Annotated in this window: 19 protein-coding genes; 12 read left to right on the top strand and 7 right to left on the bottom strand. The window is 72.5% G+C overall.

The window, feature by feature from the left end; genetic code table 11:
• The first annotated feature begins 10 nt into the window (after window positions 1-10).
• Window positions 11-493: a DivIVA domain-containing protein gene (locus tag ASD18_RS20930; RefSeq protein ID WP_056085830.1), complete on the top strand. Its 483-nt coding sequence runs from the start codon at window positions 11-13 to the stop codon at window positions 491-493.
• 10 nt (window positions 494-503) lie between these two features.
• Here ASD18_RS20930 and ASD18_RS01205 read toward each other — a convergent pair whose 3' ends face one another.
• From ASD18_RS01205 to ASD18_RS01220, 4 genes are all read right to left on the bottom strand, one after another.
• Window positions 504-1,067 carry a GNAT family N-acetyltransferase gene (locus tag ASD18_RS01205; protein WP_056085831.1) on the bottom strand — a complete coding sequence of 188 codons (564 nt, stop codon included), beginning with the start codon at window positions 1,065-1,067 and terminating at the stop codon, window positions 504-506.
• Between the two features lie 40 nt (window positions 1,068-1,107).
• A complete protein-coding gene (locus tag ASD18_RS01210; RefSeq protein ID WP_056085832.1) occupies window positions 1,108-1,608 on the bottom strand; it encodes an amino-acid N-acetyltransferase in 501 nt (166 codons plus the stop codon).
• 42 nt (window positions 1,609-1,650) lie between these two features.
• The gene (locus ASD18_RS01215; RefSeq protein ID WP_056085833.1) at window positions 1,651-3,174 is read right to left on the bottom strand and encodes a sodium:solute symporter family protein; all 1,524 of its coding nucleotides are present in this window, start codon (window positions 3,172-3,174) and stop codon (window positions 1,651-1,653) included.
• Between the two features lie 161 nt (window positions 3,175-3,335).
• Window positions 3,336-3,977, bottom strand: coding sequence for a TetR/AcrR family transcriptional regulator (locus ASD18_RS01220; RefSeq protein ID WP_056085834.1), 642 nt, complete (start codon window positions 3,975-3,977; stop codon window positions 3,336-3,338).
• Between the two features lie 185 nt (window positions 3,978-4,162).
• On the opposite strand from ASD18_RS01220, the gene ASD18_RS01225 reads away from it, so the two are divergent.
• From ASD18_RS01225 to uca, 3 genes are read left to right on the top strand one after another with little or no spacing between them, the layout of a single operon-like run.
• Complete coding sequence (locus ASD18_RS01225) at window positions 4,163-5,008, top strand: urea amidolyase associated protein UAAP1 (RefSeq protein ID WP_056085835.1); 846 nt, start codon at window positions 4,163-4,165, stop codon at window positions 5,006-5,008.
• Window positions 5,005-5,607, top strand: a complete 603-nt coding sequence (locus tag ASD18_RS01230) for an urea amidolyase associated protein UAAP2 (protein WP_056085836.1) — start codon at window positions 5,005-5,007, stop codon at window positions 5,605-5,607. Before ASD18_RS01225 ends, ASD18_RS01230 begins: the two co-directional genes overlap by 4 nt.
• Window positions 5,604-9,185 carry an urea carboxylase gene (gene uca, locus ASD18_RS01235; RefSeq protein WP_056085837.1) on the top strand — a complete coding sequence of 1,194 codons (3,582 nt, stop codon included), beginning with the start codon at window positions 5,604-5,606 and terminating at the stop codon, window positions 9,183-9,185. The genes ASD18_RS01230 and uca overlap by 4 nt, the downstream gene beginning before the upstream one ends.
• A 3-nt stretch (window positions 9,186-9,188) precedes the next feature.
• Here uca and ASD18_RS01240 read toward each other — a convergent pair whose 3' ends face one another.
• Window positions 9,189-10,178 carry a sugar-binding transcriptional regulator gene (locus ASD18_RS01240; RefSeq protein ID WP_056085838.1) on the bottom strand — a complete coding sequence of 330 codons (990 nt, stop codon included), beginning with the start codon at window positions 10,176-10,178 and terminating at the stop codon, window positions 9,189-9,191.
• Window positions 10,179-10,324: 146 nt separating this feature from the next.
• Between ASD18_RS01240 and ASD18_RS01245 the strand changes: the two genes are divergently transcribed.
• From ASD18_RS01245 to glpK, 3 genes are all read left to right on the top strand, one after another.
• Entirely contained in the window at window positions 10,325-12,133 is a 1,809-nt protein-coding gene (locus tag ASD18_RS01245; RefSeq protein WP_056085839.1) for a glycerol-3-phosphate dehydrogenase/oxidase, read from the top strand.
• Between the two features lie 73 nt (window positions 12,134-12,206).
• Window positions 12,207-12,932, top strand: a complete 726-nt coding sequence (locus ASD18_RS01250; protein WP_056085840.1) for an MIP/aquaporin family protein — start codon at window positions 12,207-12,209, stop codon at window positions 12,930-12,932.
• 92 nt (window positions 12,933-13,024) lie between these two features.
• Window positions 13,025-14,548: a glycerol kinase GlpK gene (gene glpK, locus ASD18_RS01255; RefSeq protein WP_056085841.1), complete on the top strand. Its 1,524-nt coding sequence runs from the start codon at window positions 13,025-13,027 to the stop codon at window positions 14,546-14,548.
• A 56-nt stretch (window positions 14,549-14,604) separates the two neighbouring features.
• Here glpK and ASD18_RS01260 read toward each other — a convergent pair whose 3' ends face one another.
• Entirely contained in the window at window positions 14,605-16,842 is a 2,238-nt protein-coding gene (locus ASD18_RS01260) for an MMPL family transporter (RefSeq protein ID WP_056085842.1), read from the bottom strand.
• Between the two features lie 70 nt (window positions 16,843-16,912).
• On the opposite strand from ASD18_RS01260, the gene ASD18_RS01265 reads away from it, so the two are divergent.
• Complete coding sequence (locus ASD18_RS01265; protein ID WP_082573421.1) at window positions 16,913-17,503, top strand: TetR/AcrR family transcriptional regulator; 591 nt, start codon at window positions 16,913-16,915, stop codon at window positions 17,501-17,503.
• Window positions 17,504-17,647: 144 nt separating this feature from the next.
• On the opposite strand, the gene ASD18_RS01270 is transcribed toward ASD18_RS01265, so the two are convergent.
• On the bottom strand, window positions 17,648-18,403 hold the full coding sequence (locus ASD18_RS01270) for an SDR family NAD(P)-dependent oxidoreductase (protein ID WP_056085844.1): 756 nt from the start codon (window positions 18,401-18,403) through the stop codon (window positions 17,648-17,650).
• Between the two features lie 125 nt (window positions 18,404-18,528).
• Between ASD18_RS01270 and ASD18_RS01275 the strand changes: the two genes are divergently transcribed.
• From ASD18_RS01275 to ASD18_RS01290, 4 genes are all read left to right on the top strand, one after another.
• Window positions 18,529-19,320, top strand: coding sequence for an exodeoxyribonuclease III (locus ASD18_RS01275; protein WP_056085845.1), 792 nt, complete (start codon window positions 18,529-18,531; stop codon window positions 19,318-19,320).
• A gap of 73 nt (window positions 19,321-19,393) precedes the next feature.
• Complete coding sequence (locus ASD18_RS21810; protein ID WP_056085846.1) at window positions 19,394-20,506, top strand: DUF4190 domain-containing protein; 1,113 nt, start codon at window positions 19,394-19,396, stop codon at window positions 20,504-20,506.
• Window positions 20,503-21,174 (top strand): DUF4190 domain-containing protein, encoded by a 672-nt coding sequence (locus ASD18_RS21405; RefSeq protein WP_255355443.1) that lies wholly within the window; start codon window positions 20,503-20,505, stop codon window positions 21,172-21,174. Before ASD18_RS21810 ends, ASD18_RS21405 begins: the two co-directional genes overlap by 4 nt.
• Window positions 21,175-21,246: 72 nt before the next feature.
• Window positions 21,247-23,484, top strand: a complete 2,238-nt coding sequence (locus ASD18_RS01290; protein WP_056085847.1) for a glycoside hydrolase family 3 C-terminal domain-containing protein — start codon at window positions 21,247-21,249, stop codon at window positions 23,482-23,484.
• The last annotated feature ends 35 nt before the right edge of the window (window positions 23,485-23,519 follow it).

Genomic DNA, 23,519 nt, shown 5'->3' on the forward strand with positions numbered 1-23,519 from the left:
CGATGCGGCCATGCTGACCTCCGCCGACGTGCTGAACCAGAAGTTCGCGGCCACCAAGTTCCGCGAGGGCTACGACCAGGACGAGGTCGACGACTTCCTCGACCGCGTCGTCGAGACCCTCAAGGAGCAGGAGGGTGCCGGGCGTGCGGCGAAGCCCCTGACGGCCTGGGACGTCGGGCAGGTCCGGTTCCAGACCACGAAGTGGCGGGAGGGCTACGACCAGCAGGAGGTCGACGCCTTCCTCGACCGGGTGCGCGAGCAGCTGACGGTCGACGCCTCACCGCCGTCGGAGCCGTCGCCGGCCCGGCAGCCCAGCACGGCGGGCCTGCCCGCCGTCTCCGCGTCGGCGCTGGTCCTGCACCTGCAGACGATGCGCGCGACCCGCCCGCTCGGGGCGCCCGACACGATCTCTGTCCGGCTCCCCGACGGGACCCTGCGCCCGGTCACCGACCTGCGGAACACCGCCGACGGCATCGAGCTCGTCGTCGGCTGATCTCCCGGGCCTACCGCTGCGCCCACGTCTCCTTGGTGATCTCGTACCGGAAGCCGCCCAGCTCGGAGCCCTCGACCATGAGCATGTCCTCGGGAGTGTCGAGCGTCTCCGCGACGGTCATGTCGACCTTCTCCATCACCTTCTGCGAGGCGCGGTTCAGGTACATCGTCGCGCCCCAGACCACGCGCACGTCGAGCTCCGAGAATGCCTTGTCGAGCAGTGCGCGCGAGCCCTCGGTGGCGTACCCCTTGCCCCACGCGTCCTGGCGCAGCCGGTACCCGAGCTCGACCTCGTCCGTCGGACCACCCGGCTCGGGACGCAGGCAGAACCAGCCGACGAACGCGCCGCTGTCCTTCTCGTGCGCCGCGAACACCCCGAACCTCCCGTCCCACCGCTCGTAGCCCCGAAGGAGGCTCGGCAGGTCGCGCTCACGCACGAGCTCCGGCGCGGTCGGCTCGCCCCCGCTGAGGTAGCGCATCACCTCCGGGTCGCTGTCCAGCTCGATCAGGAGGTCGGCGTCGTCGGCGGAGAAGGGCCGCAGGGTCAGGCGCTCGGTCGCCAGATAGGTGGTCACGCCCCGAGCGTGCCCGACACGGACCGGGCATCCCACCGATTTACAGCTCGATGAGCATCCGGGTGTTGCCGAGCGTGTTCGGCTTCACGCGCGCGAGGTCGAGGAACTCCGCGACGCCGTCGTCGTGGGACCGCAGCAGCTCGAGGTACACGTCGGGCGTGACGGGTGTGCCCTCGATGACGTGGAACCCGTGGGACTCGAAGAACGCCACCTCGAACGTCAGGCAGAAGACGCGGCGCAGTCCCAGCTCACGGGCACGGTCCAGCAGGGCGTCGAGCAGGGCGTGCCCGACCCCGGTCCCCCGGAACGTGCGGTCGGCGGCGAGCGTGCGGATCTCCGCGAGGTCCTGCCACATCACGTGCAGGGCGCCGCAGCCGATGACCGTCTCGTCGTCCGCCTCGGCCACCAGGAACTCCTGCACCGCCTCGTAGTACCCGACCCACTCCTTGGCCAGCAGGATGCGCTCGGCGGCGTACGGCTCGACCAGCGCGCGGATGGCGCGGACGTCGGCAGGCAGGGCGGGGCGGACACGGAAGGACACCGGGACAACCTAGCCGCGAGCCGGACGCCCCCGCGGGACGGCTCACACCGCGGGCTCGGGCTCCGCCCCACGCGGTGCCGGGATGGTCTCGTCGGGCATGCCGTCCGCGATCGCCCAGGCCTCCTCGGTCACTGTGCGCGGCCACAGAGCCGCGGCGACCAGGTAGGCCAGGAGGGACGCACCGAAGCCCCAGAAGGTCGGCCAGCCGTCGAACGAGGCGTCGATCAGGTCGTTCGGGATGTACCAGACGTCGTTGGGCACCCCGTAGACGGTGGGCGTGAGGACGAAGAGCACGAGCCGGACGCCCACACCGACCACGAGCGCCGCGACGGCCGCCCGGGTGCCGCCGCGCTTCCAGAACAGGCCGAGGATGAACGGCACGAGCAGCCCGGCGAGCATGAGGTCGAACGCGAGGGTCAGCAGGATGCCGGTCTGGGCCACCTCGAGCGCCACCAAGACGCCGAGCACGACGATCGGGACCATCGCCACGCGGGTCCACAGGAGCAGCGGGTCCCGGACGCCCTCCTCCTTCACGGAGACCACGCGGCGGACGCCGACGATGTTCCGGACCGCCACGGCGGAGGTGGCGAGGATGGCCCCGGACGCGGTCGAGAACGAGGCGGCGACGATCCCGGACAGGACGAGCACGGTCAGCCCCGAGGGCGCGTAGTCGTCGAGGAGCTGGAACAGGATCGGCCCCGCGTCCGTCGTCAGGCCGAGCACCGACGACGCGGACAGGGCGACCATGGCGAACGCGACGCCGATGATCGCCGTGCCGGCCGCGCCGGTGAAGCAGGACTTCTGGGCGGTCTCCGGGTTCCGCGCCGCGAAGATCCGCTGCATGAAGTCGATCGCGACGATGTCCCCGATGCCCAGCGCGACGAGCGTCGCCCAGTTGATGGGTGCGCCGGCGCTGGTCTGCGTCAGCTGCTCGAAGTCGAACGGTCCCATCCCGTCGGCCACCTCGAAGCCGTAGGTCATGCCGAACCAGATGACCAGGGCGGCGGTCGCGACGATCGTGATGACGATCTGGATCGCGGCCGTGTAGGCGTCGGAGAACATCCCGCCGCCGATCGTGTAGACGAGCACCAGGGCGACCGCGATGAGCACGCCGACCGTGTAGTCGAGGCCGAGGAACCGCTCCAGCAGGAACCCGCAGGCCACCAGGTTGCCGGCCATGAGGATGGCGAACGCGAAGATCATGAACACCGACGACGCCACCTCGACCCCGCGCCCGTAGCGCAGCCGGTAGAAGTCGGCGAGCGTGAACAGCTTCATGCGGTTCATCGGCTTGGCCAGGAACAGGCCGGTCAGCAGGAGACAGATGGCCAGCCCGAGCGCGAGGGACGCCCCGGCCCAGAACCCGAAGGACGCCGACAGGTCGGTGTTGCCGACCGTGGCGTTCGAGTCGACCGCGGCGGCCATGAGGGAGGCCGCCACCAGGGGGACGCCCAGGCGGCGCCCGGCGACGAGGTAGTTGGCGCTGTCCCCGTCGACCTTGCGGGCGACGACGATGCCGACGAGGACGACGGCGAGGACGGAGAGACCGACTCCGGCGATGATCATGGGGGCTCCGGGGGGCGAGGGGGGATCGACCAACCGCCGGCCCGGAGTTTCTGTCGGCCGACAGGTTCATTGACCACCCGGCCTGTGTCGGATCCGCTGCACGCACGAAACGCTTGTGTTAATTCGGCGTCCGCAGCACTCGCGTGACGCGCGCGAAGGGCTCAGGCAGTGAGTGACACCGGCAGCGCGCGGGCCAGCGCGATCTCGGTCGGCGTGCAGCCGACCAGCCGCAGGACGCCGTCGGCCACCGCGTCCTGCACCGCGGGGACGTCGAGGTCCGGGGTGTCGCGGCGACGCAGGATCACCGACTCGACGAGCCCGAGGACGAGCTCCCCGCGGTCGTCGGCGTCGTCGGACGCGGCCGCCGCGAGCTCGCTGTACCGGGCGCGCAGCCGCGAGCGCAGCGCGTGGAACTCGGCGAACTGCTCGCCGGCCACCTCGGGCAGCACGTACAGGACGCCGAGGTTCACGGGACCGGCACTGAGCAGCCCGACGTCGGCGTGCACCAGCGCCCACAGGCGGGCCGCGGCGGGCTCGGCGCCGGCGGCGAGGGCGTCCGCGAGGTCCAGCGAGGGGCGGACCGTACCGACCAGCAGCTCGAGGAGGATCGCGTCCTTGCCGGCGAAGTGGTGGTAGATCGAGGCCTGGCGGACCCCGGCGGCGTCGGCGATCGCGCGGGTGCTGGTCGACGTGAAGCCGACGGTGCAGAAGAGGGCGGCGGCGGCGTCGAGCACGTCGCGACGGGTGTCGCGCTCACCGTCGGGGTCGCCGCTCGCGCGCGGTCGACCGGGTCTGCGTGCCATGGCGAGCCGACGCTACCACCGGCCCCGAACCCACCCCGGCGAGCCTGCAGCGTCCGAGGATCTGGTCGCTCCGGCGCGCACTTCCTCGGACGCTGTGGAGTTACAGGAGGTTTACCTGGCGGAGACGAGGTGGGAACGTCCGGGCACGAGCCTGTTTCTGTCAGTCGACAGAAATCGAGGACGCGATGACCGCCACCACAACCGGGACCACGGCCGGCGCCCGGGAGCACGCCCGCGCGCAGGAGGCCGCCGCCGCCGGCACGGTCCCGACCATGCCGGTCCGCCCCGCGCGCGACTGGCCGACGACGCCGAGCGAGGTCGACCCGGCCACGCTGGTGCACGCCGAGGTCGTCGCCGGGGGCGGGTACACGCACCTCGCCGTCGCGCGTGGGACGCACCTCCGCCTGACCGACCTCGTCGGCGACGCCTGCGCCCACGTGCTGGCCTACCGGCTGGACCGACCGTGGGAGCGACTGAACGTCGCGGACACCGTCAAGGTCCAGTGGCAGGTCTACCTGACCGCCGGCCACCTGCTGCTGAGCGACCAGGGCCGCGTGCTCGCAAGCATCGTCGGGGACACGTCGGCCCACCAGGACGCCCTCTACGGCACCTCGTCGCGGGCGCGGAACGAGGAGCGCTACGGCGACGGCAGCGCCCAGGGTCCGACTCCGGCCGGCCGCGAGCTGTTCGCCCTGGCGGCGGCCAAGCACGACCTCGCGCGCCGCGACCTGCCGCCGAGCATCTCGTTCTTCCAGGGCGTCAGGATCGACGACGAGGGCCGCCCGGTGTTCGAAGGCTCCGCGGGGCCGGGCGCCTCGCTCACCCTGCGGGCCGAGGTGCCGCTGCTGCTGCTCGTCGCCAACACGGCCCACCCGCTCGACCCGCGCGACTACGTCAGCACCCCGCTCGAGGTCCTCGCCTGGCGCGGGGAGCCGACGGCGGAGACGGACCCGCTCTGGACCGCCACGCCCGAGGGACGCCGTGCCTTCGTGAACACGCTCGCCGACCTCACCACACGGGGGCTCGCATGACCACGCTGCTCGACACCGTCGTCCCCGCCCGCGCGCCCTGGTCCGCGGTGGTGCGCGAGGGCGAGGTCCTCACCATCGTCGACCTCGGCGGCAACCAGGCCGTCGACTTCCTGGTGTTCGACGCCGCCGACACCAGCCTGCGCTACAGCGCCCCCGACACCATCCAGGGGCAGGACTCGGTGTTCCTCACCACGGGCTCGGTCCTGCGCGACTGCGAGTACGGCCCGCTGATGACCGTGGTCGCCGACGAGGTCGGTCGGCACGACACGCTCGGCGGCGCCTGCTCCAAGGAGTCGAACACCCTGCGCTACGGCCACCACACCTGGGCGCAGCACGCGTGCGTGGAGAACTTCCTCGCGGAGGGGGGCCGGTACGGGCTCGGCAAGCGCGACCTGGTGTCGAACATCAACTGGTACATGAACGTGCCGGTGGACCCGGACGGTGCGCTCGGGATCGTGGACGGCATCTCCGCGCCGGGCCTGTCCCTGTCCCTGCGCGCCGAGCGGGACGTGCTGGTCATGGTGAGCAACTGCCCGCAGATCAACAACCCGTGCAACGGCTTCGACCCGACGCCGGTGCGGATGGTGATCTCGTCGTGACGTTCGACACGCTCCTCGTCGCCAACCGCGGGGAGATCGCCGTCCGGGTCCTGCGGACCGCGAAGGAGCTGGGCCTGCGCACCGTCGCGGTCTACTCCGACGCCGACGCGGGCGCCGCCCACGTGCACGTGGCCGACACCGCGGTGCGCCTCGGCCCGGCGCCCGCGGCGCAGTCGTACCTGCGCGCGGAGCTCATTCTCGACGCGGCCCTCGCGCACGGCGCCGGCGCGATCCACCCCGGGTACGGGTTCCTCAGCGAGAACGCGGCGTTCGCGCGCGCGGTCGAGTCCGCCGGGATCGCGTTCGTCGGGCCGACGCCGGAGCAGCTGGAGCTGTTCGGCTCGAAGCACACCGCCCGCGACGCGGCCCGGGCGGTCGGCATGCCGATGCTCGCGGGCACCGGCCTGCTGGGCTCCCTCGACGAGGCGATCGCGGCGGCCGACGTGATCGGCTACCCCGTCATGCTCAAGGCCACGGCGGGTGGCGGCGGCATCGGCATGCGGGCGTGCCACAGCCCCGACCAGCTGGTCGCCGCGTGGGAGGCGGTGCGCCGGACCGCCGGGGCCGCGTTCGGGTCGGCCGGCGTCTACCTGGAGCGGCTCATCACGGCCGCGCGGCACGTCGAGGTGCAGGTGTTCGGCGACGGCCTCGGCCGCGTGGTGACCCTGGGCGACCGCGACTGCTCCCTCCAGCGTCGGCACCAGAAGGTGGTCGAGGAGGCTCCAGCCCCGAGGCTCCCCACCCACGTGAGGTCCCGGATCGACGACGCCGCCCGCATGCTCGCCGAGTCGGTGAGCTACCGGTCGGCCGGCACGGTCGAGTTCGTGTACGACGCCGAGCGGCACGAGGCGGCGTTCCTCGAGGTGAACACGCGCCTCCAGGTCGAGCACCCGGTCACGGAGGCGGTGTTCGGTGTCGACCTGGTCGCCTGGATGATCCGGCTGGCCCAGGGCGACACGTCCGTCGTCGACACCCCGCTCCACCCGCGCGGCGCCGCGGTCGAGGCTCGCGTCTACGCGGAGAACCCCGACCGCGACCACCTCCCGAGCGCCGGGACGGTCACCGCGTTCGAGGTCCCCGGCGACGTCCGTGTCGACACCTGGATCGAGCCCGGCACGGAGGTCTCCACCCACTACGACCCGCTGCTCGCCAAGGTCGTCACGGCCGGCGCCGACCGCGAGAGCGCCTGGCACGCCCTGGGCGTCGCGCTGGCTGACACCCGCCTGACGGGCATCGCGACCAACCTGGGCCTGCTCCGCACGATCGTGCACTCCCCCGAGGTCGCCGCCGCCCGGCACCACACAGGCACCCTCGCGCACCTCCGCGACGAGACGCCGCGCCTCGAGGTCCTGCGCCCCGGCCTGCTGACGACGGTGCAGGACTGGCCCGGTCGCACCGGTCTGTGGCACGTCGGCATCCCGCCGTCGGGCCCGATGGACGACCTCTCGTTCCGGCTGGGCAACACCGCGCTCGGCAACCCCGAGGGGGCCCCGGGCCTGGAGTGCACGATGGCCGGTCCGGAGCTCCGGTTCGTCACGGGCGCGACCGTCATGGTCACCGGCGCACCGGCCGCGGTCACCCTCGACGACTCACCCGTCCCCCAGTGGGAGCCGGTCGAGATCCCGGCGGGCGGCGTCCTCGCGATCGGTGCTCCCGCGACCGGCATGCGGACGTACCTGCTGGTCAGGGGCGGTCTGGACGTCCCCCACGTGCTCGGGTCGGCGGCGACGTTCGACCTCGGTCGCATCGGCGGCACCACCGGGATGCCGCTGCGGCCGGGCGACCAGCTGGCGATCGCGGCACCGACCGGGACGGCGCGGGCGGTTCCCGCGAGCGACCGGCCACTCCTCACCGGCAGCTGGCAGATCGGCGCTCTCGAGGGTCCGCACGCGGCACCGGAGTTCTTCACGCCCGACGACGTCGCCGAGTTCTACGCCGCCACCTGGGCGGTCCACTTCAACTCCGCGCGCACCGGCGTCCGGCTCGTCGGACCCAAGCCCACCTGGGCACGCCCGGACGGCGGCGAGGCGGGGCTGCACCCGTCGAACATCCACGACACCCCGTACGCGGTCGGCGCGGTCGACTACACCGGCGACCTGCCGATCCTCCTCGGCCCCGACGGCCCATCGCTCGGCGGCTTCACGTGCCCGGCCACGGTGGCGCTCGGGCAGCTGTGGAAGCTCGGTCAGCTGCGGCCCGGCGACACCGTGCGGTTCGTGCCGGTCGACGAGGCCGAGGCGGACGTGCTCCGGGCGAGACCGCAGGCGGCCCCACGCGCGACGAGGAACGCGCACGACGACGGCGGCATCCTGGCCCGCACCGACTCCGACACCGAGGTCACCTACCGCCGCAGCGGCGACGACAACCTGCTGGTCGAGTACGGCGCCATGACCCTCGACCTGGCCTCCCGGATGCGCGTGCACGCCCTCGCGCAGGAGGTGCAGCAACGGGTCGACCACGACGGGCTGCGGGGCATCGTCGACCTCACGCCCGGCATCCGCTCGCTCCAGCTGCACGTGGACCCCGAGCGCCTGCCGCTGCGCACGGCCCTCGACCTGGTCCGCGAGATCGAGCACTCCCTGCCGGCCACCACCGACCTGGTCGTCCCCAGCCGCACGGTCCACCTGCCGCTCAGCTGGGACGACCCCGCCACCCGCGAGGCCATCGAGCGCTACATGGCCGGGGTCCGCGACGACGCGCCCTGGTGCCCGTGGAACATCGAGTTCATCCGCCGCATCAACGGCCTGACCTCCGTCGACGACGTCCACCGCACCGTGTTCGACGCGTCCTACCTGGTCATGGGCCTGGGCGACGTGTACCTGGGCGCCCCCGTGGCCACCCCGCTGGACCCGCGGCACCGGCTGGTCACCACCAAGTACAACCCCGCCCGCACGTGGACCCCGCAGAACGCGGTCGGCATCGGCGGCGCCTACCTGTGCATCTACGGCATGGAGGGTCCGGGCGGCTACCAGTTCGTCGGCCGCACCATCCAGGTCTGGGACACGCACGCCCGCCACCGACCGTTCGAGCCGGGCACGCCGTGGCTGCTCCGGTTCTTCGACACCATCCGCTGGTACCCGGTGGGTGCCGACGAGCTGCTGGACCTGCGCGCCGACATGTCCGCCGGCCGCCTCGACGTGGACATCGAGCCCGGCACGTTCTCCATCGCGGAGCACCAGCGGTTCCTGGCCGAGAACGCGTCGGACATCGCCTCCTTCCGCGCCCGGCAGGCGTCGGCGTTCGGCGCGGAGCGCGACGCGTGGGCGGCGGCGGGCGAGTTCGACCGCGTGAGCGAACCCGACGCCCCGGCCCCGGCAGCGGACACCGAGGTTCCCGACGGGTGCGAGGGCGTCGAGGCGCCCTTCGTCGCGACGGTCTTCCGGGTGGACGTGCGGCCCGGCGACGTGGTCGAGCGCGGTCAGCAGCTGCTGGCGCTGGAGGCGATGAAGATGGAGGCCCCGGTGACCGCCACGGTCAGCGGCACCGTGGTCGACATCGTCGTGACCCCCGGCGACCAGGTGGGCCCGGGCCAGGTGCTGGTCATCGTCGAGCCGGCGGCGGTGACCACGGCCGCCTGATCGTCACACCCGAGCGCGCACCCGCCTCGGGTGGGGCGGCTCCGCCGCGTCGAGCAGCCCGGTGGCCGTGATCTCGTCGACCACCAGGTCGGTCACCACGCCCGCGCGCAAGGCGGCCAGCAGCGGCGCCACCTTGTTGTCCCCGGCCACCACGCACACCCGGCGCGGGATCCGCTGCAGCTCCACGGGGGTCGGGCCGGTGGCGCGCTCGTTGAGGTGCACGTCCTGCCATGACCCGTCGGCGCGCAGGAACACGGTGCACACGTCGCCGACGACGCCCTCCTCGTGCAGGTTCTTCACGTCCGCGTCGTCGAGGTAGCCCGCCGAGTACACGTGCGACGGCACCGCCCCCGCGACCGCTCCGACGGAGAACACCGCGATGTCCGCGCGCCGCTGCATGTCGAGCACCCGCCGGACGGACCGCTCGCGCCACATGGCCGCCTTGGTGTCCGGGTAGTCGAAGAACGCGGGCACCGAGAAGTGGTGCACGGCGGCGGCGAACGCGGTCCCGAACGTCGAGATCAGGTCGCTGGCGTACTCGATCCCGCTGGTGCGCATGTTCGCGGCACCGTTCAGCTGGACCACCGCGGAGCCCCGCGTCGGCTTCGGCGCGAGGTACCGGGACACCGACGCGAGGGTGGTCCCCCACGCGACGCCCAGCACCATGTCGGAATCGAACCACGAGGACAGCAGGCGGGCCGCGGTGATGGAGACCTGGTCGAGCCGCTCGATGTGGCTCGCGGAGTCGGGCACCGGGACCACGTAGGTGTCGATGCCGAACGTCGCCGCGATCGTCCGACCCAGGCCGGGTGCACGCGTGCTCGCCGGGCGGAGCGTGATCTCGACCAGCCCGGACTGCCGGGCACGCTTGATGAGGCGCGAGACGGTGGACCGGGAGGTGCCGAGGTGGCGGGCGATGACCTCCATCTTGATGTCCTGGAGGTAGTACATGGACGCGGCCCGCAGCACGTCCTGCTCACGCTCGACGTACATGGACACCCCCTCCCGGCTCACAGCCGATGTTGCACGTATGTGCACCGCGGTTGCGCGTTCGTTCGCCTCATGACGACGATAGCGAGCATGCCCGTACTGGGCGAGTGGGACATGAAGGACACACAGAGCCACCGGGGGTACCACGGATGAGGACGGCGCCGCTGACGGCCCAGGCACGACAGGACGCACTCGACGCGATGCGCGGGAGTGCCGAACGCGGGAACGAGCTCGACGTCCTGGTGATCGGCGGCGGCGTCACGGGCGCCGGGATCGCCCTCGACGCCGTGAGCCGGGGACTGTCCACCGCGATCGTCGAGGCCCAGGACTGGGCGAGCGGCACGTCGAGCCGGTCCAGCAAGCTGGTGCACGGCGGCCTGCGCTACCTGCAGATGCTCGACTTCCACCTGGTGCGCGAGGCGCTCACCGAGCGTGACCTGCTCATCAACCGCCTGGCGCCGCACCTGGTCAAGCCGGTCAGCTTCCTGTACCCGCTGGAGAACCGCATCTGGGAGCGGGCCTACGTCGGCGCCGGCGTCGCGCTCTACGACACGCTGGCCTCGGTCACCGGCTCGCGTCGCGCGCTCCCGATCCACCGGCACCTGACCCGCAAGGGCATGGAGCGGCTGTTCCCCGACCTGCGGCACGACGCCGCGATCGGCGCGGTCCGCTACTGGGACGCCAGCGTGGACGACGCCCGGCTCGTCGAGACCCTGGTCCGCACCGCCGTGAGCTACGGCGCGCACGCCGCGTCCCGCACCCAGGTGCTCGACCTGCAGACCACCACCGGCGGCGCGGTCACGGGCGCCGAGGTGGTGGACCTGGAGACCGGCGAGCACATCGACGTCCGCGCCCGGGCCGTCATCAACGCGACCGGCGTGTGGACCGAGCAGACCGAGGCGCTCGCGGGGGCCGAGGGCGGCCTGCGCGTGCTGGCCAGCAAGGGCGTGCACATCGTCGTGCCACGCAGCCGGATCTCCGGCGACACCGGGCTGATCCTGCAGACCGAGAAGTCGGTCCTGTTCATCATCCCGTGGTCGCGGTACTGGGTGATCGGCACCACGGACACCCCGTGGGAGCAGGAGCTGCTGCACCCCGTCGCGACGAGCGCGGACATCGACTACGTCATCGACCACGCCAACACGGTGCTGTCCCGGCCGATCACGCGCGAGGACATCATCGGCACCTGGGCGGGCCTGCGCCCCCTGCTGCAGCCGCAGGTCAAGGCGGGCACCAGCTCCGCCAAGGTGTCCCGCGAGCACACGGTCGCCTCCCCCGCCCCCGGCTTCACGGTCATCGCGGGCGGCAAGCTCACCACCTACCGCGTGATGGCCAAGGACGCGGTCGACTTCGCGATCGGCAGCCGGGCGACGAGCCTGCCGTCGATCACGCACGACCTCCCGCTCGTCGGCGCCGAGGGGCTCCAGGTGTTCCAGCGCCAGGCCCGGGCCATCGGCCAGAAGTACGGCTGGAGCCGCCCGCGCATGGACCACCTCCTGCACCGGTACGGCTCCCTGCTGGGCGAGCTCATCGACCTCGTCGACGCCGACCCGTCGCTCGCCGAACCGTTGGAGCACGCCGACGCGTACATCCGGGCGGAGATCGTCTACGCCGTCAGCCACGAGGGCGCGCTGCACCTCGACGACGTCGTCATGCACCGCACGCGGCTCAACTACGAGCAGGCGGACAAGGGCGTCGGCGCCCTGGAGGAGATCGGCGACCTGGTCGCCCCGATCCTCGGCTGGGACGCGCACACGCGCAGCCAGGAGATCGAGGCGTACCGCGCACGCGCCGAGGCCGAGGACGCCGCCGCTCTGGAGCTGGACGACGCCGAGGCCGAGAAGGTGCGGCTCCGAGCAGCGGACGTCTCGCCGATGATCGGTGACGCGTCGGTGAACGCCGGCACCAAGCCGGGCTCCCCTGCCGGGAAGGGGTCCTCAGGCCCCGTAGGCACCTGAAACTCCCCGCGGCCATCCGCGGGGTGCACGTGACAACGACGTCCGTCAGAAAGGGTCGACAGTGGACTTCACAATGGGAGATGCCTTCGTCTCGGAGGTGATGGGCACCGGGATGCTGATCCTCCTCGGTGCCGGCGTCGTCGCGAACGTCATCCTGCCGAAGAACAAGGGCTTCGACGGCGGTTGGCTCCTCATCAACTTCGGATGGGGCCTCGCGGTGTTCGCGGGTGTGTATGTCGCGTACAAGTCGGGGGCGCACCTCAACCCTGCGGTGACGATGGGGCTCTGGACCAGCGGGGCGGACGAGTTCGCCCCGGGCATCCCGGTCACGGCAGCGAACGGCTTCCTGTATGTGGTCGCGCAGATGACCGGCGCGGCACTAGGCGCCGCTCTCGCGTTCCTCGCCTACAAGAAGCACTTCGACGAGGACGCCGACGCGGGCGTCAAGCTGGCCGTCTTCTCCACCGGCCCGGCGATCCGCTCGTACGCGTGGAACTTCGTCACCGAGGCCGTCGCCACGTTCGTCCTGGTGTTCGTCATCCTCGCGTTCGGCAAGACGCCGGCCGAGCTCGGCCCGCTGGCCGTGGCTCTCCTGGTGGTCGGCATCGGCGCCAGCCTCGGTGGTCCCACCGGGTACGCCATCAACCCCGCACGTGACCTGGGCCCCCGCATCGCCCACGCCCTCCTGCCCATCCGGGGCAAGGGCGCGAGCGACTGGGCCTACTCGTGGGTGCCGGTCCTCGGCCCCTTCGTCGGCGGCGCGATCGGTGGCCTCGTGGCTGCCTGGTACATCGTCTGACGCCCACACAGTCGTCCCTCGTCCGGGCGGCGCGCACCAGCGCCGGTGCACGCCGTCCGGGCCGCCCCTGAACCACTGGAGGAGTTCCCACCATGCCCGACACCCAGTACGTCCTGGCCATCGACCAGGGCACCACCAGCACCCGCGCCATCGTGTTCGACCATTCCGGCCAGATCGTCGAGTCCGGCCAGATCGAGCACGAGCAGATCTTCCCGCGCGCCGGGTGGGTCGAGCACAACGCCGAGGAGATCTGGAAGAACACCCGCGAGGTCGTCGGTCTCGCGCTCACCCGCGCCAACCTGACGTACCGGGACCTCGCCGCGGTCGGCATCACCAACCAGCGCGAGACCGCCGTGGTCTGGGACCGGACCACCGGCAAGCCGGTCTACAACGCGATCGTCTGGCAGGACACGCGCACGCAGAAGATCGCCGAGGAGCTGGGCGCGCTGGGGGGCGGCGCGGACCGGTACAAGGCGAAGGTCGGCCTTCCGCTGGCCACCTACTTCTCCGGCCCGAAGATCAAGTGGATCCTCGACAACGTCGACGGCGCCCGCGCCAAGGCCGAGGCCGGTGACCTCGCGTTCGGCAACACCGACGCGTGGGTGCTGTGGAACATGACCGGCGGCGTCGACGGCGGCGTGCACGTCACCGACCCGACCAACGCGTCCCGCACCATGCTCATGGACCTCGCGACGCTCACGTGGGACGCCGACATCGCGGCCGACATGGGCATCCCGCTGTCGATGCTGCCGGAGATCAAGTCGTCGTCCGAGGTGTACGGGAAGGGCCGCGAGGGCGGCATGGTCCCGGGCGTGCCGATCGCCGGCATCCTCGGCGACCAGCAGGCGGCCACGTTCGGTCAGGCGTGCTTCGAGGTCGGCATGGCCAAGAACACCTACGGCACCGGCAACTTCATGCTCATCAACACGGGCACCGAGCCGATCCCGTCGAAGAACGGCCTGCTGACGACGGTCTGCTACAAGATCGGCGACCAGCCGACCGTCTACGCGCTCGAGGGCTCGATCGCCGTGAGCGGCTCGCTCGTCCAGTGGCTTCGCGACAACCTCGGGATCATCTCGTCGGCACCCGAGATCGAGGAGCTGGCCAAGACCGTGGACGACAACGGCGGCGCCTACTTCGTGCCGGCGTTCTCGGGCCTGTTCGCGCCGTACTGGCGGTCCGACGCCCGCGGCGCCCTCGTCGGGCTCACGCGGTACGTCAACAAGGGGCACATCGCCCGGGCCGCGCTCGAGGCGACGGCGTTCCAGACCCGCGAGGTCCTGGACGCCATGAACGCCGACTCGGGCGTGGACCTGACCGAGCTCAAGGTCGACGGCGGCATGGTCCAGGACGAGCTGCTCATGCAGTTCCAGGCGGACATCCTCGGCGTCCCCGTGGTCCGGCCGAAGGTCGCGGAGACCACGGCGCTCGGTGCGGCCTACGCGGCCGGCATCGCGGTCGGCTTCTGGAACGGCGAGCAGGACGTCATCGACAACTGGGCCGAGGACAAGCGCTGGGAGCCGACGATGGACGCGGACGAGCGCGCCCGGCAGTACCGGCTCTGGAAGAAGGCGGTCACCAAGACGTTCGACTGGGTGGACGACGACGTGAGCTGACCTGAGCACGACGAGGGCCGGGGTGGCAGGTTCCCCCGGCCTTCGTCGTGCCCGGGCTACTGCGCGACGGGCGCGACGGGCTCCGCGGGCGCGCTCGGGCGCTCCAGCGCCGCACCCTCGATGTCCACGTTCGGGATGATCCGGTCGAGCCAGGCCGGGATCCACCAGGCCGACTTCCCGAGCAGGGTCATGGCCGCCGGGATCATCGTCATGCGGACCACCAGCGCGTCGAACAGGATGCCGATGGCCAGCGCGAACGCGATCGGGCTGATCTGCGCGGACCCGCTGAACACGAAGCTGGAGAACACCGAGATCATGATCAGCGCGGCGGCGAGCACCACGCGGGCACCGTGCGCGAACCCCAGGCGGACCGACGTGACCGGGTCGGCACCGTGCACGTGCTCCTCGCGCATCCGGGACACCAGGAACACCTGGTAGTCCATGGCCAGCCCGAACAGCACGCCCACCAGCAGGATCGGCAGGAAGCTGAGCAGCGGGCCGGCCGAGTCGACGTTGAAGATGCCCGACATCCAGCCCCACTGGAACACGGCCGTCGTCGCACCGAACGCCGCGGCGATGGTCAGCAGGAACCCGAGCACCGCGGTGATCGGGACCAGCAGCGAGCGGAACGCGACGAGCAGCAGCACGATCGCGAGCCCGACGACGATGAGCAGGAACAGCGGGAACGCGTCGGCCAGCTTCTCCGTGATGTCGATGTTCGCGGCGGCCGCGCCGGTCACCCACAGCTCGGTGCCGGTGGCGGACTCCAGGTCCGGGCGGGCGTCGCGGATGGCGTGCACCAGGCCCGCGGTCTCCTCGGAGTTCGGCGCGCCGGTGGGGATGACCACGACGAGCGCGGCGTCGGCACCCTCGGACGCACCGGGCGCCGCGACGGGGGCCGCATAGGCGACGTCGGGGAGCTCGGACACCCGCGCGACCACGGCGCCGACCGCGTCCGGCAGGGACGACGGGTCCTCTGCCGCGTCGACCAGCACGACCAGCGGACCGTTGAAGCCGGGGCCGAAGCCCTCGGCGAGCATCTCGAACGCCTGGCGGTCGCCGGACCCCTCGGGCTCGCGGCCGGCGTCCGGCAGCCCGAGCCGCAGGCTCAGCGCCGGGATGGCGATGGTGAGCAGCACGGCGGCGCTGACGACGAGCGTGATGATCGGGTGGGTGGTGACGAACGCGCCCCAGCGGTTGCGCGCCTCGCGCGAGTGCTCGGCCTGCCGCATCGCCCGGCCGCGCGGACGCAGCCGCTCGCCGGCGAAGCCCATGATCGCGGGCAGCAGGGTGAGGGCGACCGCGACCGCGATGACGACGGTCGCGGCGGCCGCGAGGCCCATGGCGGCCAGGAACGGGATGCCGGTGACCGTCAGGGCGGCGAGCGCGATGACGACGGTGGTGCCCGCGAACCCGACCGCGCTGCCCGCGGTGCCGACCGCGCGGCCGGCGGACTCGAGCGGATCCATGCCGTCGGCCAGCTGCTGGCGGTGCCGGGAGAGCAGGAAGAGGGCGTAGTCGATGCCGACCGCGAGCCCGAGCATGAGGGCGAGGGTCAGGGTGGCCGACGAGATCACGGTGATGCCGGACAGGGAGAGCACCCCGGCGATGCCGATGCCCACGCCGAGGAGCGCCGTGAGGATCGGCATGCCCGCGGCGAGCAGCGACCCGAACGTCACGACGAGCACGACCAGTGCGACGACCAGGCCGATCGCCTCGGTGGGGCCGGCCAGCTCCAGGGGCGCGGTGAACGGGCCACCCGACAGGGCGACCTCGTACCCGTCGGCCTCGAGCGCGTCGGCGGCGTCCTCGAGCACGTCGGTCGTCGCCGCCGGGACGTCCTCCATGCCGACCGTGAACTGCACGTCGACGTACATCACGCTGCCGTCGGGGGCGACCGCCTGGGCGGTCACGGGGTCGGACACCCCGGCCACGTCCTCGGCCTGCGCGACAGGGCCGATCGCCGTCATGACGTCCTGGATCCCGGTGCCCTCCAGGAACGACTCACCCTCGGGCGCGGCGACGACGACGCGGGCGCTGGACGGCGCCTCGGCGTCCTGCGCCTGGGACGCACTGTTGGATCCCACACCCGCGGCCTGGTCGCCGAGCCGCTCGGCGACGAGCGCCTGGGCACGGTCGGACTCGGTGCCCGGGATGGAGAACGAGTTCGAGAGGTGCAGCCCCGACGACACCGCGCCGAACGCGGCGGCGGCGAGCACCAGCAGCCACGCGACGAGCACGATCCAGCGGTGCTTGTAGCTTCCCCGGCCCAGACGGTCCAGCACGCGTGCCATGTTCACTCCTTGGTCGACGCTGCAGGATACCCGACACCTGTCGGTTACTACCGATGGCATCATGTGACGCGTGACAACCCAGGACGACGGCGCCCGGGTGGATCCACGAGTGCTGCGCACGCGTCGGCTGCTCCAGGATGCACTCCTCTCGCTGGCCCGCGAGCGGAACCTCGACGAGATCTCGGTGGCCGACGTCGCCGACCGGGCGACCGTGAACCGCAGCACCTTCTACCAGCACTACCCCGACACGGACACGCTGCTGGCCGACGCCCTCGACGCGCAGGCCGCCCTCGTCGGCGCCGACCTCACCCAGATCCACCCCGACGCGGCCTCCGGGACAGCCCCCGACGTGCTGGTCCGGTACGCCACCCACGTCGCGGAGAACGTCGGGCTGTACCGCAGCGCGCTCGGCGAGCACGGCTCCCCCGTCGCCGTGACCCGGCTGCGCCGGCGCATCGGCGCGCTCGCGCTCGAAGGCCTCGAGCTGCACGGCGCGCCCCCGGCGCTCGCCGTCCTGCCCCTGCCGATCGCCGCCGCCGCGCTGGCCGGATCGGTCATCGGGGTGCTCGTGGCGTGGCTCGAGCGCGACCCGCTGCCGCCGGCGGAGGACGTCGCCTCCTGGGCCTGGTCGGCCGTGAGCGGCTGGCCCCCGCAGGACTGAACCCGCAGCGTCCGCACTCGTGCGGGCTCGGACCCGCCGGAGCGCGGACGTCGTCGCCACCGATGACCTTGCGTCCGCGCTCGTGCGGGCTCAGACCCGCCGGAGTGCGGACATTGTCGGCGCTCGCCGGAGGCTCGTCGGCGGTCAGGTGAAGTACGCGCCGCCGTTGACGTCGAGGACCGTCCCCGTGACGAACGCGGCGCCGTCCGAGGCCAGGTAGAGCACCGCCTCGGCGATGTCGTCCGGCGCCCCCGCCCGGCTGAGCGGTGACGCGCTGACCGCGGCGCGCTGCGCGGGCTCGGGGGTGTGCGCGGCGTGCAGCGGCGTTCCGGCGACGAAGCCGGGCGCGACGACGTTGACGGTGATCCGGCGCGGTCCCAGCTCCCGCGCGAGCGCCCGGCTGAACCCTTCGAGCGCGGCCTTGGCCGTCGTGTACGCGACCATGCCGGTGCCGCCGCCGCTGCTCGCCGCCTGGGCGCCGATCGTGATGATCCGCCCGCCGTCGGGCATCACCGCGAGCGCGGCGCGGCTGGCGTAGAACGCGGACGAGAGGTTGAGGTCGAGGACGCCGTGCCAGTGCGCGTCGTCCATGGCCGGCACCGCGCGACGCTCCACGGGTCCGCCGACGTTGTTGACCAGGATGTCGATGCCGCCGCCGAGCATGCTCGCAGCGTCGCTGACCGCCTTGTCGACGTCCCAGCTGCGCCGCAGGTCCACCTGGAAGGACGCCGCCGTCCGGCCGAGGTCCTTGATCTCGGCCACGACGGCCGAGGCGTCGTGCGACAGGTGCGTGATCGCCACGTCGGCGCCCGCCCGGGCCAGGGCGAGGGCGGTGGCGCGGCCGATCCCCGAGGCACCGCCGGTGACGAGCGCGCGACGGCCGCTGAGCTCGTCCTTCACCGCGATGACCTCCTGTGCCTGGTGTTGAGCGCACCGTACGTGAGCGATTCGTCCCGCTCAACAGCAGGTTGTCCGAATCGTCCGGTTGGCTCAATGGTCAGTGGCTCCCGGTAGCGTCCTGCCCCATGCGCCTGGCCACCTGGAACATCAACTCGATCCGCGCCCGCACCGACCGTGCGCTGGCCTTCCTCGAGCGGACGGGCGTCGACGTCCTGGCCCTGCAGGAGACCAAGTGCAAGGACGAGCAGTTCCCGCGCGAGGGCTTCGAGGCGCTCGGGTACGAGGTGGCGACCACCGGGTTCAGCCAGTGGAACGGCGTCGCGATCATCTCCAAGGTGGGTATCGAGGACGTCGAGGTCGGCTTCCCCGGGATGCCCACGTGGGGGGACCCGGCGGCGGCCGAGGCCCGGGCGCTGGGCGCGACGTGCGGCGGCGTGCGGGTGTGGAGCCTGTACGTGCCGAACGGGCGCGAGCTCGAGGACCCGCACTACGCCTACAAGCTCGACTGGCTGGCCCGCCTGCGGGACGCCGCCCAGGGCTGGCTCGCCGCGGACGCGCAGGCGCAGGTCGCCCTCGTCGGCGACTGGAACATCGCGCCCCTGGACACCGACGTCTGGGACATCGGCTTCTTCGCGGGCCGCACCCACGTGTCCCCGGCCGAGCGGGACGCGTTCACGGCGATCGCCGAGGCCGGGTACACCGAGGTCTCGCGCGTCCACCAGCCCGCCGAGCACACCTACACGTACTGGGACTACCAGCAGCTCCGGTTCCCCCGGAACGAGGGGATGCGCATCGACCTCACGTACGCGACGCCGGCTCTGGCGGCGCGGGTGACCGGCGTGAGCATCGAGCGCAACGAGCGCAAGGGGAAGGCGCCGTCCGACCACGTCCCGGTCATCCTCGAGATCGCCGGCTGACGGCGGGCCCGATGCGGGTGATGTCGGTGGGAACAGCGGTCGCCAGGCACCCTCGTTGGGCTAGGTTGCGCGCATGAGCAACGAGCCCGGGGGGCCGGCTCCGGTTCCCGACCCCTACGCCGCCCCCGACCCGGCACCCGCGGCCCCGGTGCCGCCCAGCGGCTACGAGTCCGTCCCTCCGAGCGGGTACGAGGCGGTGCGGACGCCCGTCGGCGAGACGCCACCGACCTACCCGTACGGCGCGGCCCCTCCGGCGGCGAACCCGTACGCCCAGCAGCCCGGCGCCGGCGACGCACCGCCGGCCTACGGGGCACCGCAGTACGGCGCACCGCAGTACGGAGCACCCCAGTACGGCGCGCCGCAGTACGGGGCTCCGCAGTACGGCGCACCCGGCTACGCCCAGACCCCTCCCCCGTACGGCGCGCAGCCCTACGGGTACGGGCAGCCGTATGCCGCGCCCCCCACCGAGGGCATGGCGATCGCGTCGTTCGTCACCAGCACCGCCGGTCTCCTGTTCTTCGGCGGCCTGCCCGGCCCCGTCGGCCTCGGGCTCGGCATCGCCGCGCTCCGGCGCATCGCGGTCAACGGCAAGGCCGGGCGGGGATGGGCCATCGCGGGCATCGTCGTCGGCGCGGTCGGCATCCTGTGGCTGCTCGCGATCGTCGCCTACATCATCTTCGTCGTCGCCCTGATCGGAAGCTCGGGCAGCGGGTTCTGGGACGAGGTCGAGCAGGGCTTCGAGGAGGGGTACGAGCAGGGCACCGACGGCTCGGGGTCCGACCAGCTCCCGGAGTTCGCCCTGCGCACCGACCTGGTGGCCGGCACGTGCCTGACCACGTACTCGTGGGAGTACGACATGGCCGACACCGAGCCCGTGGACTGCGCCGTCCCGCACGAGGCCGAGGTGGTCGGGCTGATCACGATGACGGGGCCGGTCAGCCTGGACGCCGACGACGCGTTCGACTCGGCGTACAACGACGCCTGGGACGAGTGCGACCAGCTGACCGAGGGGCTCCTGCCCGACTACTTCTCGAACGGCAGCATCGAGCTGTACTACCCGCACCCGGACGACTTCGCCGCCGGCAACACGTCCGCCTACTGCGTGTACTACGGCGACGAGACCGGCATGACGGGATCGGCCACCGCGGGCACCCTCGAGCTCGCCGCCTCGGGGACGTCCTCCTGAGCAGTCCCACCGACCAGTACGCGTACCCGGAACCGCACTACGCCCCCGGGTGGGCCCCGCCGCGTCCGCGGCTCGAACCGACGGCCGTCTGGTCGCTGGTGACGGGTGTGGTCGGGCTCGGGCCTGCGGCACTCGTGCTCGCGATCGTCGCGCTCCGCCGGATCGCGTCGCGGCACACCCGTGGGCGCGGCCTCGCGATCGCGGGGGCCGTCCTCGGCGTCCTCGGCACGGTGGCCCTGGCCGTCGGGGTGACCGCCGTCGTGCTCACCGCGCTGGGCACGCGCTCGTTGCCGGCCGACGTGCCCGCAGCCCGCGACGCCCGGGCGCAGCAGCTGGTCACGGGCAACTGCCTCGCGTCGCTCCCGGCGGACGGCCCGGTCGGGTCGGTCCGGGTGGTCCCCTGCGCCGAGCCGCACGAGGCGCAGGTGGTCACCGAGTTCTCGTTCGCCGCAAACGCCGTCTGGCCCGGGCAGCAGGCGGCGGACGCCCGGGTGGCCCGCGCCTGCGTGCTCGACGACGACGAGATCGCCGAGGGCGTGCGGACGGTGACCTGGTCGCCGACCGAGCGCTCGTGGGCCGACGGCGACCGGGTGGGGCTGTGCCTCGCGATGGTCGACGGCGGCGGCGTCACGGGCTCGTTCCTCGACGGCTCGGCCGAGGTGCCCTGACAGACGCTTACCACGTGGTAGGAATTGGGTTAGGGTGGCGGGCAACGAACCCCAACGAGGAGGTACCCAGCGATGACGCAGGTCTTCGACGTCGAACGTGTCCTGGCCCAGCTGACCCTGGAGGAGAAGGCGTCCCTGACGTCCGGCTCCGACTTCTGGCACACGCAGGGCGTCGAGCGCGCAGGCGTCCCCGCGGTCATGGTCACCGACGGCCCGCACGGCCTGCGCAAGCAGCCCGAGGAGGCCGACCACCTCGGGCTCGGCAACTCCGTCCCGGCCACCTGCTTCCCGACGGCGGCCGCCCTCGGCTCGTCGTGGGACGTCGAGCTGGTCACCCGCGTCGGCGAGGCGCTCGGTCGCGAGACGCGCGCCAACGACGTGGCCGTGCTGCTCGGCCCCGGCGTGAACATCAAGCGGACCCCGTTGTGCGGGCGCAACTTCGAGTACGTCTCGGAGGACCCGGTGGTCGCCGGCGAGCTGGGTACCGCGATCGTCCGGGGCATCCAGAGCCAGGGCGTCGGCACGTCGCTCAAGCACTTCGCGGCCAACAACCAGGAGTCGGACCGCATGCGCGTGTCCGCCGAGGTCGACGAGCGCACGCTGCGCGAGATCTACCTGCCGGCCTTCGAGCGCGTGGTGACGAACGCGCAGCCGTGGACCGTGATGTGCGCGTACAACAAGGTCAACGGCACGTACGCCTCCGAGAACCACTGGCTGCTCACCGAGCTGCTGCGCGACGAGTGGGCGTTCGAGGGGCTCGTCGTCTCCGACTGGGGCGCCGTGCACGACCGCGTCCCGGCGCTCGCCGCGGGCCTGGACCTGCAGATGCCCGCCGCCGGCCCGCGTCCCGACGAGGAGGTCGTGGCCGCCGTCCGCGACGGCTCCCTGGACGAGGCCGTGCTGGACGTCGCCGCGCGCCGGGTGCTCGGCCTGATCGCCCGGTCGCTGCCCGGCCTCGAGTCGGACGACTCGTTCGACGTCGACGCCCACCACGAGCTGGCCGGCGAGGCCGCGGCCGCCGGGTCGGTGCTGCTGAAGAACGACGGCGGGCTGCTGCCGCTCGCCTCGACCGAGGGCGTCGCCGTCATCGGCGAGTTCGCCCGCACCCCCCGCTACCAGGGCGCCGGCTCGTCGCAGGTGAACCCGACACGGCTCGACGCGCCGCTGGACGCGCTGCGGGCGGCCGGCGAGCTCGCGTTCGCACCGGGCTTCACCATCGCGGGCGGGCCGTCCGGCGACGACGCGGCTCTGCTGGCGGAGGCGGTCGACGTGGCACGCGCGGCGGACACCGTCGTCGCGTTCCTCGGCCTGCCGGGTCCCGACGAGTCCGAGGGCTACGACCGCCCCCGGCTCGGGCTCCCCGACAACCAGGTGGCCCTGCTCCGGGCGGTGGCCGAGGTCAACCCGCGGGTCGTCGTCGTGCTCGCCAACGGCTCCGCGGTGAGCGTGACCGACTGGCGCGACCTCGCGCCGGCCATCCTGGAGACCTGGCTCGGCGGCCAGGCCGGCGGGTCGGCCGTCGCGGACCTGCTGCTCGGCGTCCGTACCCCGTCCGGCCGGCTCACCGAGACGATCCCGCACCGCATCGAGGACACCCCCGCGTTCGGGAACTTCCCCGGCGAGGCCGGCGTCGTCCGCTACGGCGAGGGTGTGCTGGTGGGCTACCGCTGGTACGACACCCGCGCGATGGACGTCGCGTACCCGTTCGGTCACGGCCTGTCGTACACGACGTTCGGCTACTCCGACGTCGCGGCGACCGCCGACGGCACCGACGTCTCCGTGACCGCCACGATCACCAACACCGGCTCCGTCGCCGGCGCCGAGGTGGTCCAGGTCTACGTCCGCGACCCGCAGGCCTCCGTGCTGCGCCCGACGCGCGAGCTCAAGGCGTTCGCCAAGGTGGCGCTCGAGCCCGGGGAGTCCCGCGCGGTGTCGTTCACGCTGGGCGCCCGCGACCTGTCCTACTGGCACCCCGGCCTGCACCGCTGGGTGGTCGAAGGCGGCGAGTTCGTCATCGAGGTCGCCGCGTCGTCGCGTGACCTGCGCGGATCGGTGTCGCTGCAGATCGAGGGCGAGCCGCTCTGGGGCGAGCTCACGCCGATGTCCACGATCGAGGAGTGGCTCGCGCACCCGGTCGGCGGTCCGCTGCTGCGGGCCGCATTGGTGCCGCCGGAGGACATGGGCCCGCTCGACGAGACGATGCAGGCGATGATCCAGCAGATGCCCGCCAAGGTGATCGCCGACTTCGGCCTCTCCGGCTTCGACCGCGAGACGCTGGACACCCTGGTGGCCAAGGTCGCCGCGGGCTGACGCCCAGCGCCGCGAGAACGGCACGTCACGCTGCC

The organism is Cellulomonas sp. Root137 (genome assembly GCF_001426725.1).
GTDB lineage: Bacteria > Actinomycetota > Actinomycetes > Actinomycetales > Cellulomonadaceae > Cellulomonas.

Coding starts and splice junctions, on each gene's coding strand:
- ASD18_RS01230 (WP_056085836.1), top strand. CDS start 5,005: ATGACCACGCTGCTCGACACCGTCGTCCCCGCCCGCGCGCCCTGGTCC.
- ASD18_RS01240 (WP_056085838.1), bottom strand. CDS start 10,178: ATGTACGTCGAGCGTGAGCAGGACGTGCTGCGGGCCGCGTCCATGTAC.
- ASD18_RS21810 (WP_056085846.1), top strand. CDS start 19,394: ATGAGCAACGAGCCCGGGGGGCCGGCTCCGGTTCCCGACCCCTACGCC.
- ASD18_RS01220 (WP_056085834.1), bottom strand. CDS start 3,977: ATGGCACGCAGACCCGGTCGACCGCGCGCGAGCGGCGACCCCGACGGT.
- ASD18_RS01275 (WP_056085845.1), top strand. CDS start 18,529: ATGCGCCTGGCCACCTGGAACATCAACTCGATCCGCGCCCGCACCGAC.
- glpK (WP_056085841.1), top strand. CDS start 13,025: ATGCCCGACACCCAGTACGTCCTGGCCATCGACCAGGGCACCACCAGC.
- ASD18_RS01260 (WP_056085842.1), bottom strand. CDS start 16,842: ATGGCACGCGTGCTGGACCGTCTGGGCCGGGGAAGCTACAAGCACCGC.
- ASD18_RS20930 (WP_056085830.1), top strand. CDS start 11: ATGCTGACCTCCGCCGACGTGCTGAACCAGAAGTTCGCGGCCACCAAG.
- ASD18_RS01225 (WP_056085835.1), top strand. CDS start 4,163: ATGACCGCCACCACAACCGGGACCACGGCCGGCGCCCGGGAGCACGCC.
- ASD18_RS01245 (WP_056085839.1), top strand. CDS start 10,325: ATGAGGACGGCGCCGCTGACGGCCCAGGCACGACAGGACGCACTCGAC.
- ASD18_RS01215 (WP_056085833.1), bottom strand. CDS start 3,174: ATGATCATCGCCGGAGTCGGTCTCTCCGTCCTCGCCGTCGTCCTCGTC.
- ASD18_RS01290 (WP_056085847.1), top strand. CDS start 21,247: ATGACGCAGGTCTTCGACGTCGAACGTGTCCTGGCCCAGCTGACCCTG.
- ASD18_RS01250 (WP_056085840.1), top strand. CDS start 12,207: ATGGGAGATGCCTTCGTCTCGGAGGTGATGGGCACCGGGATGCTGATC.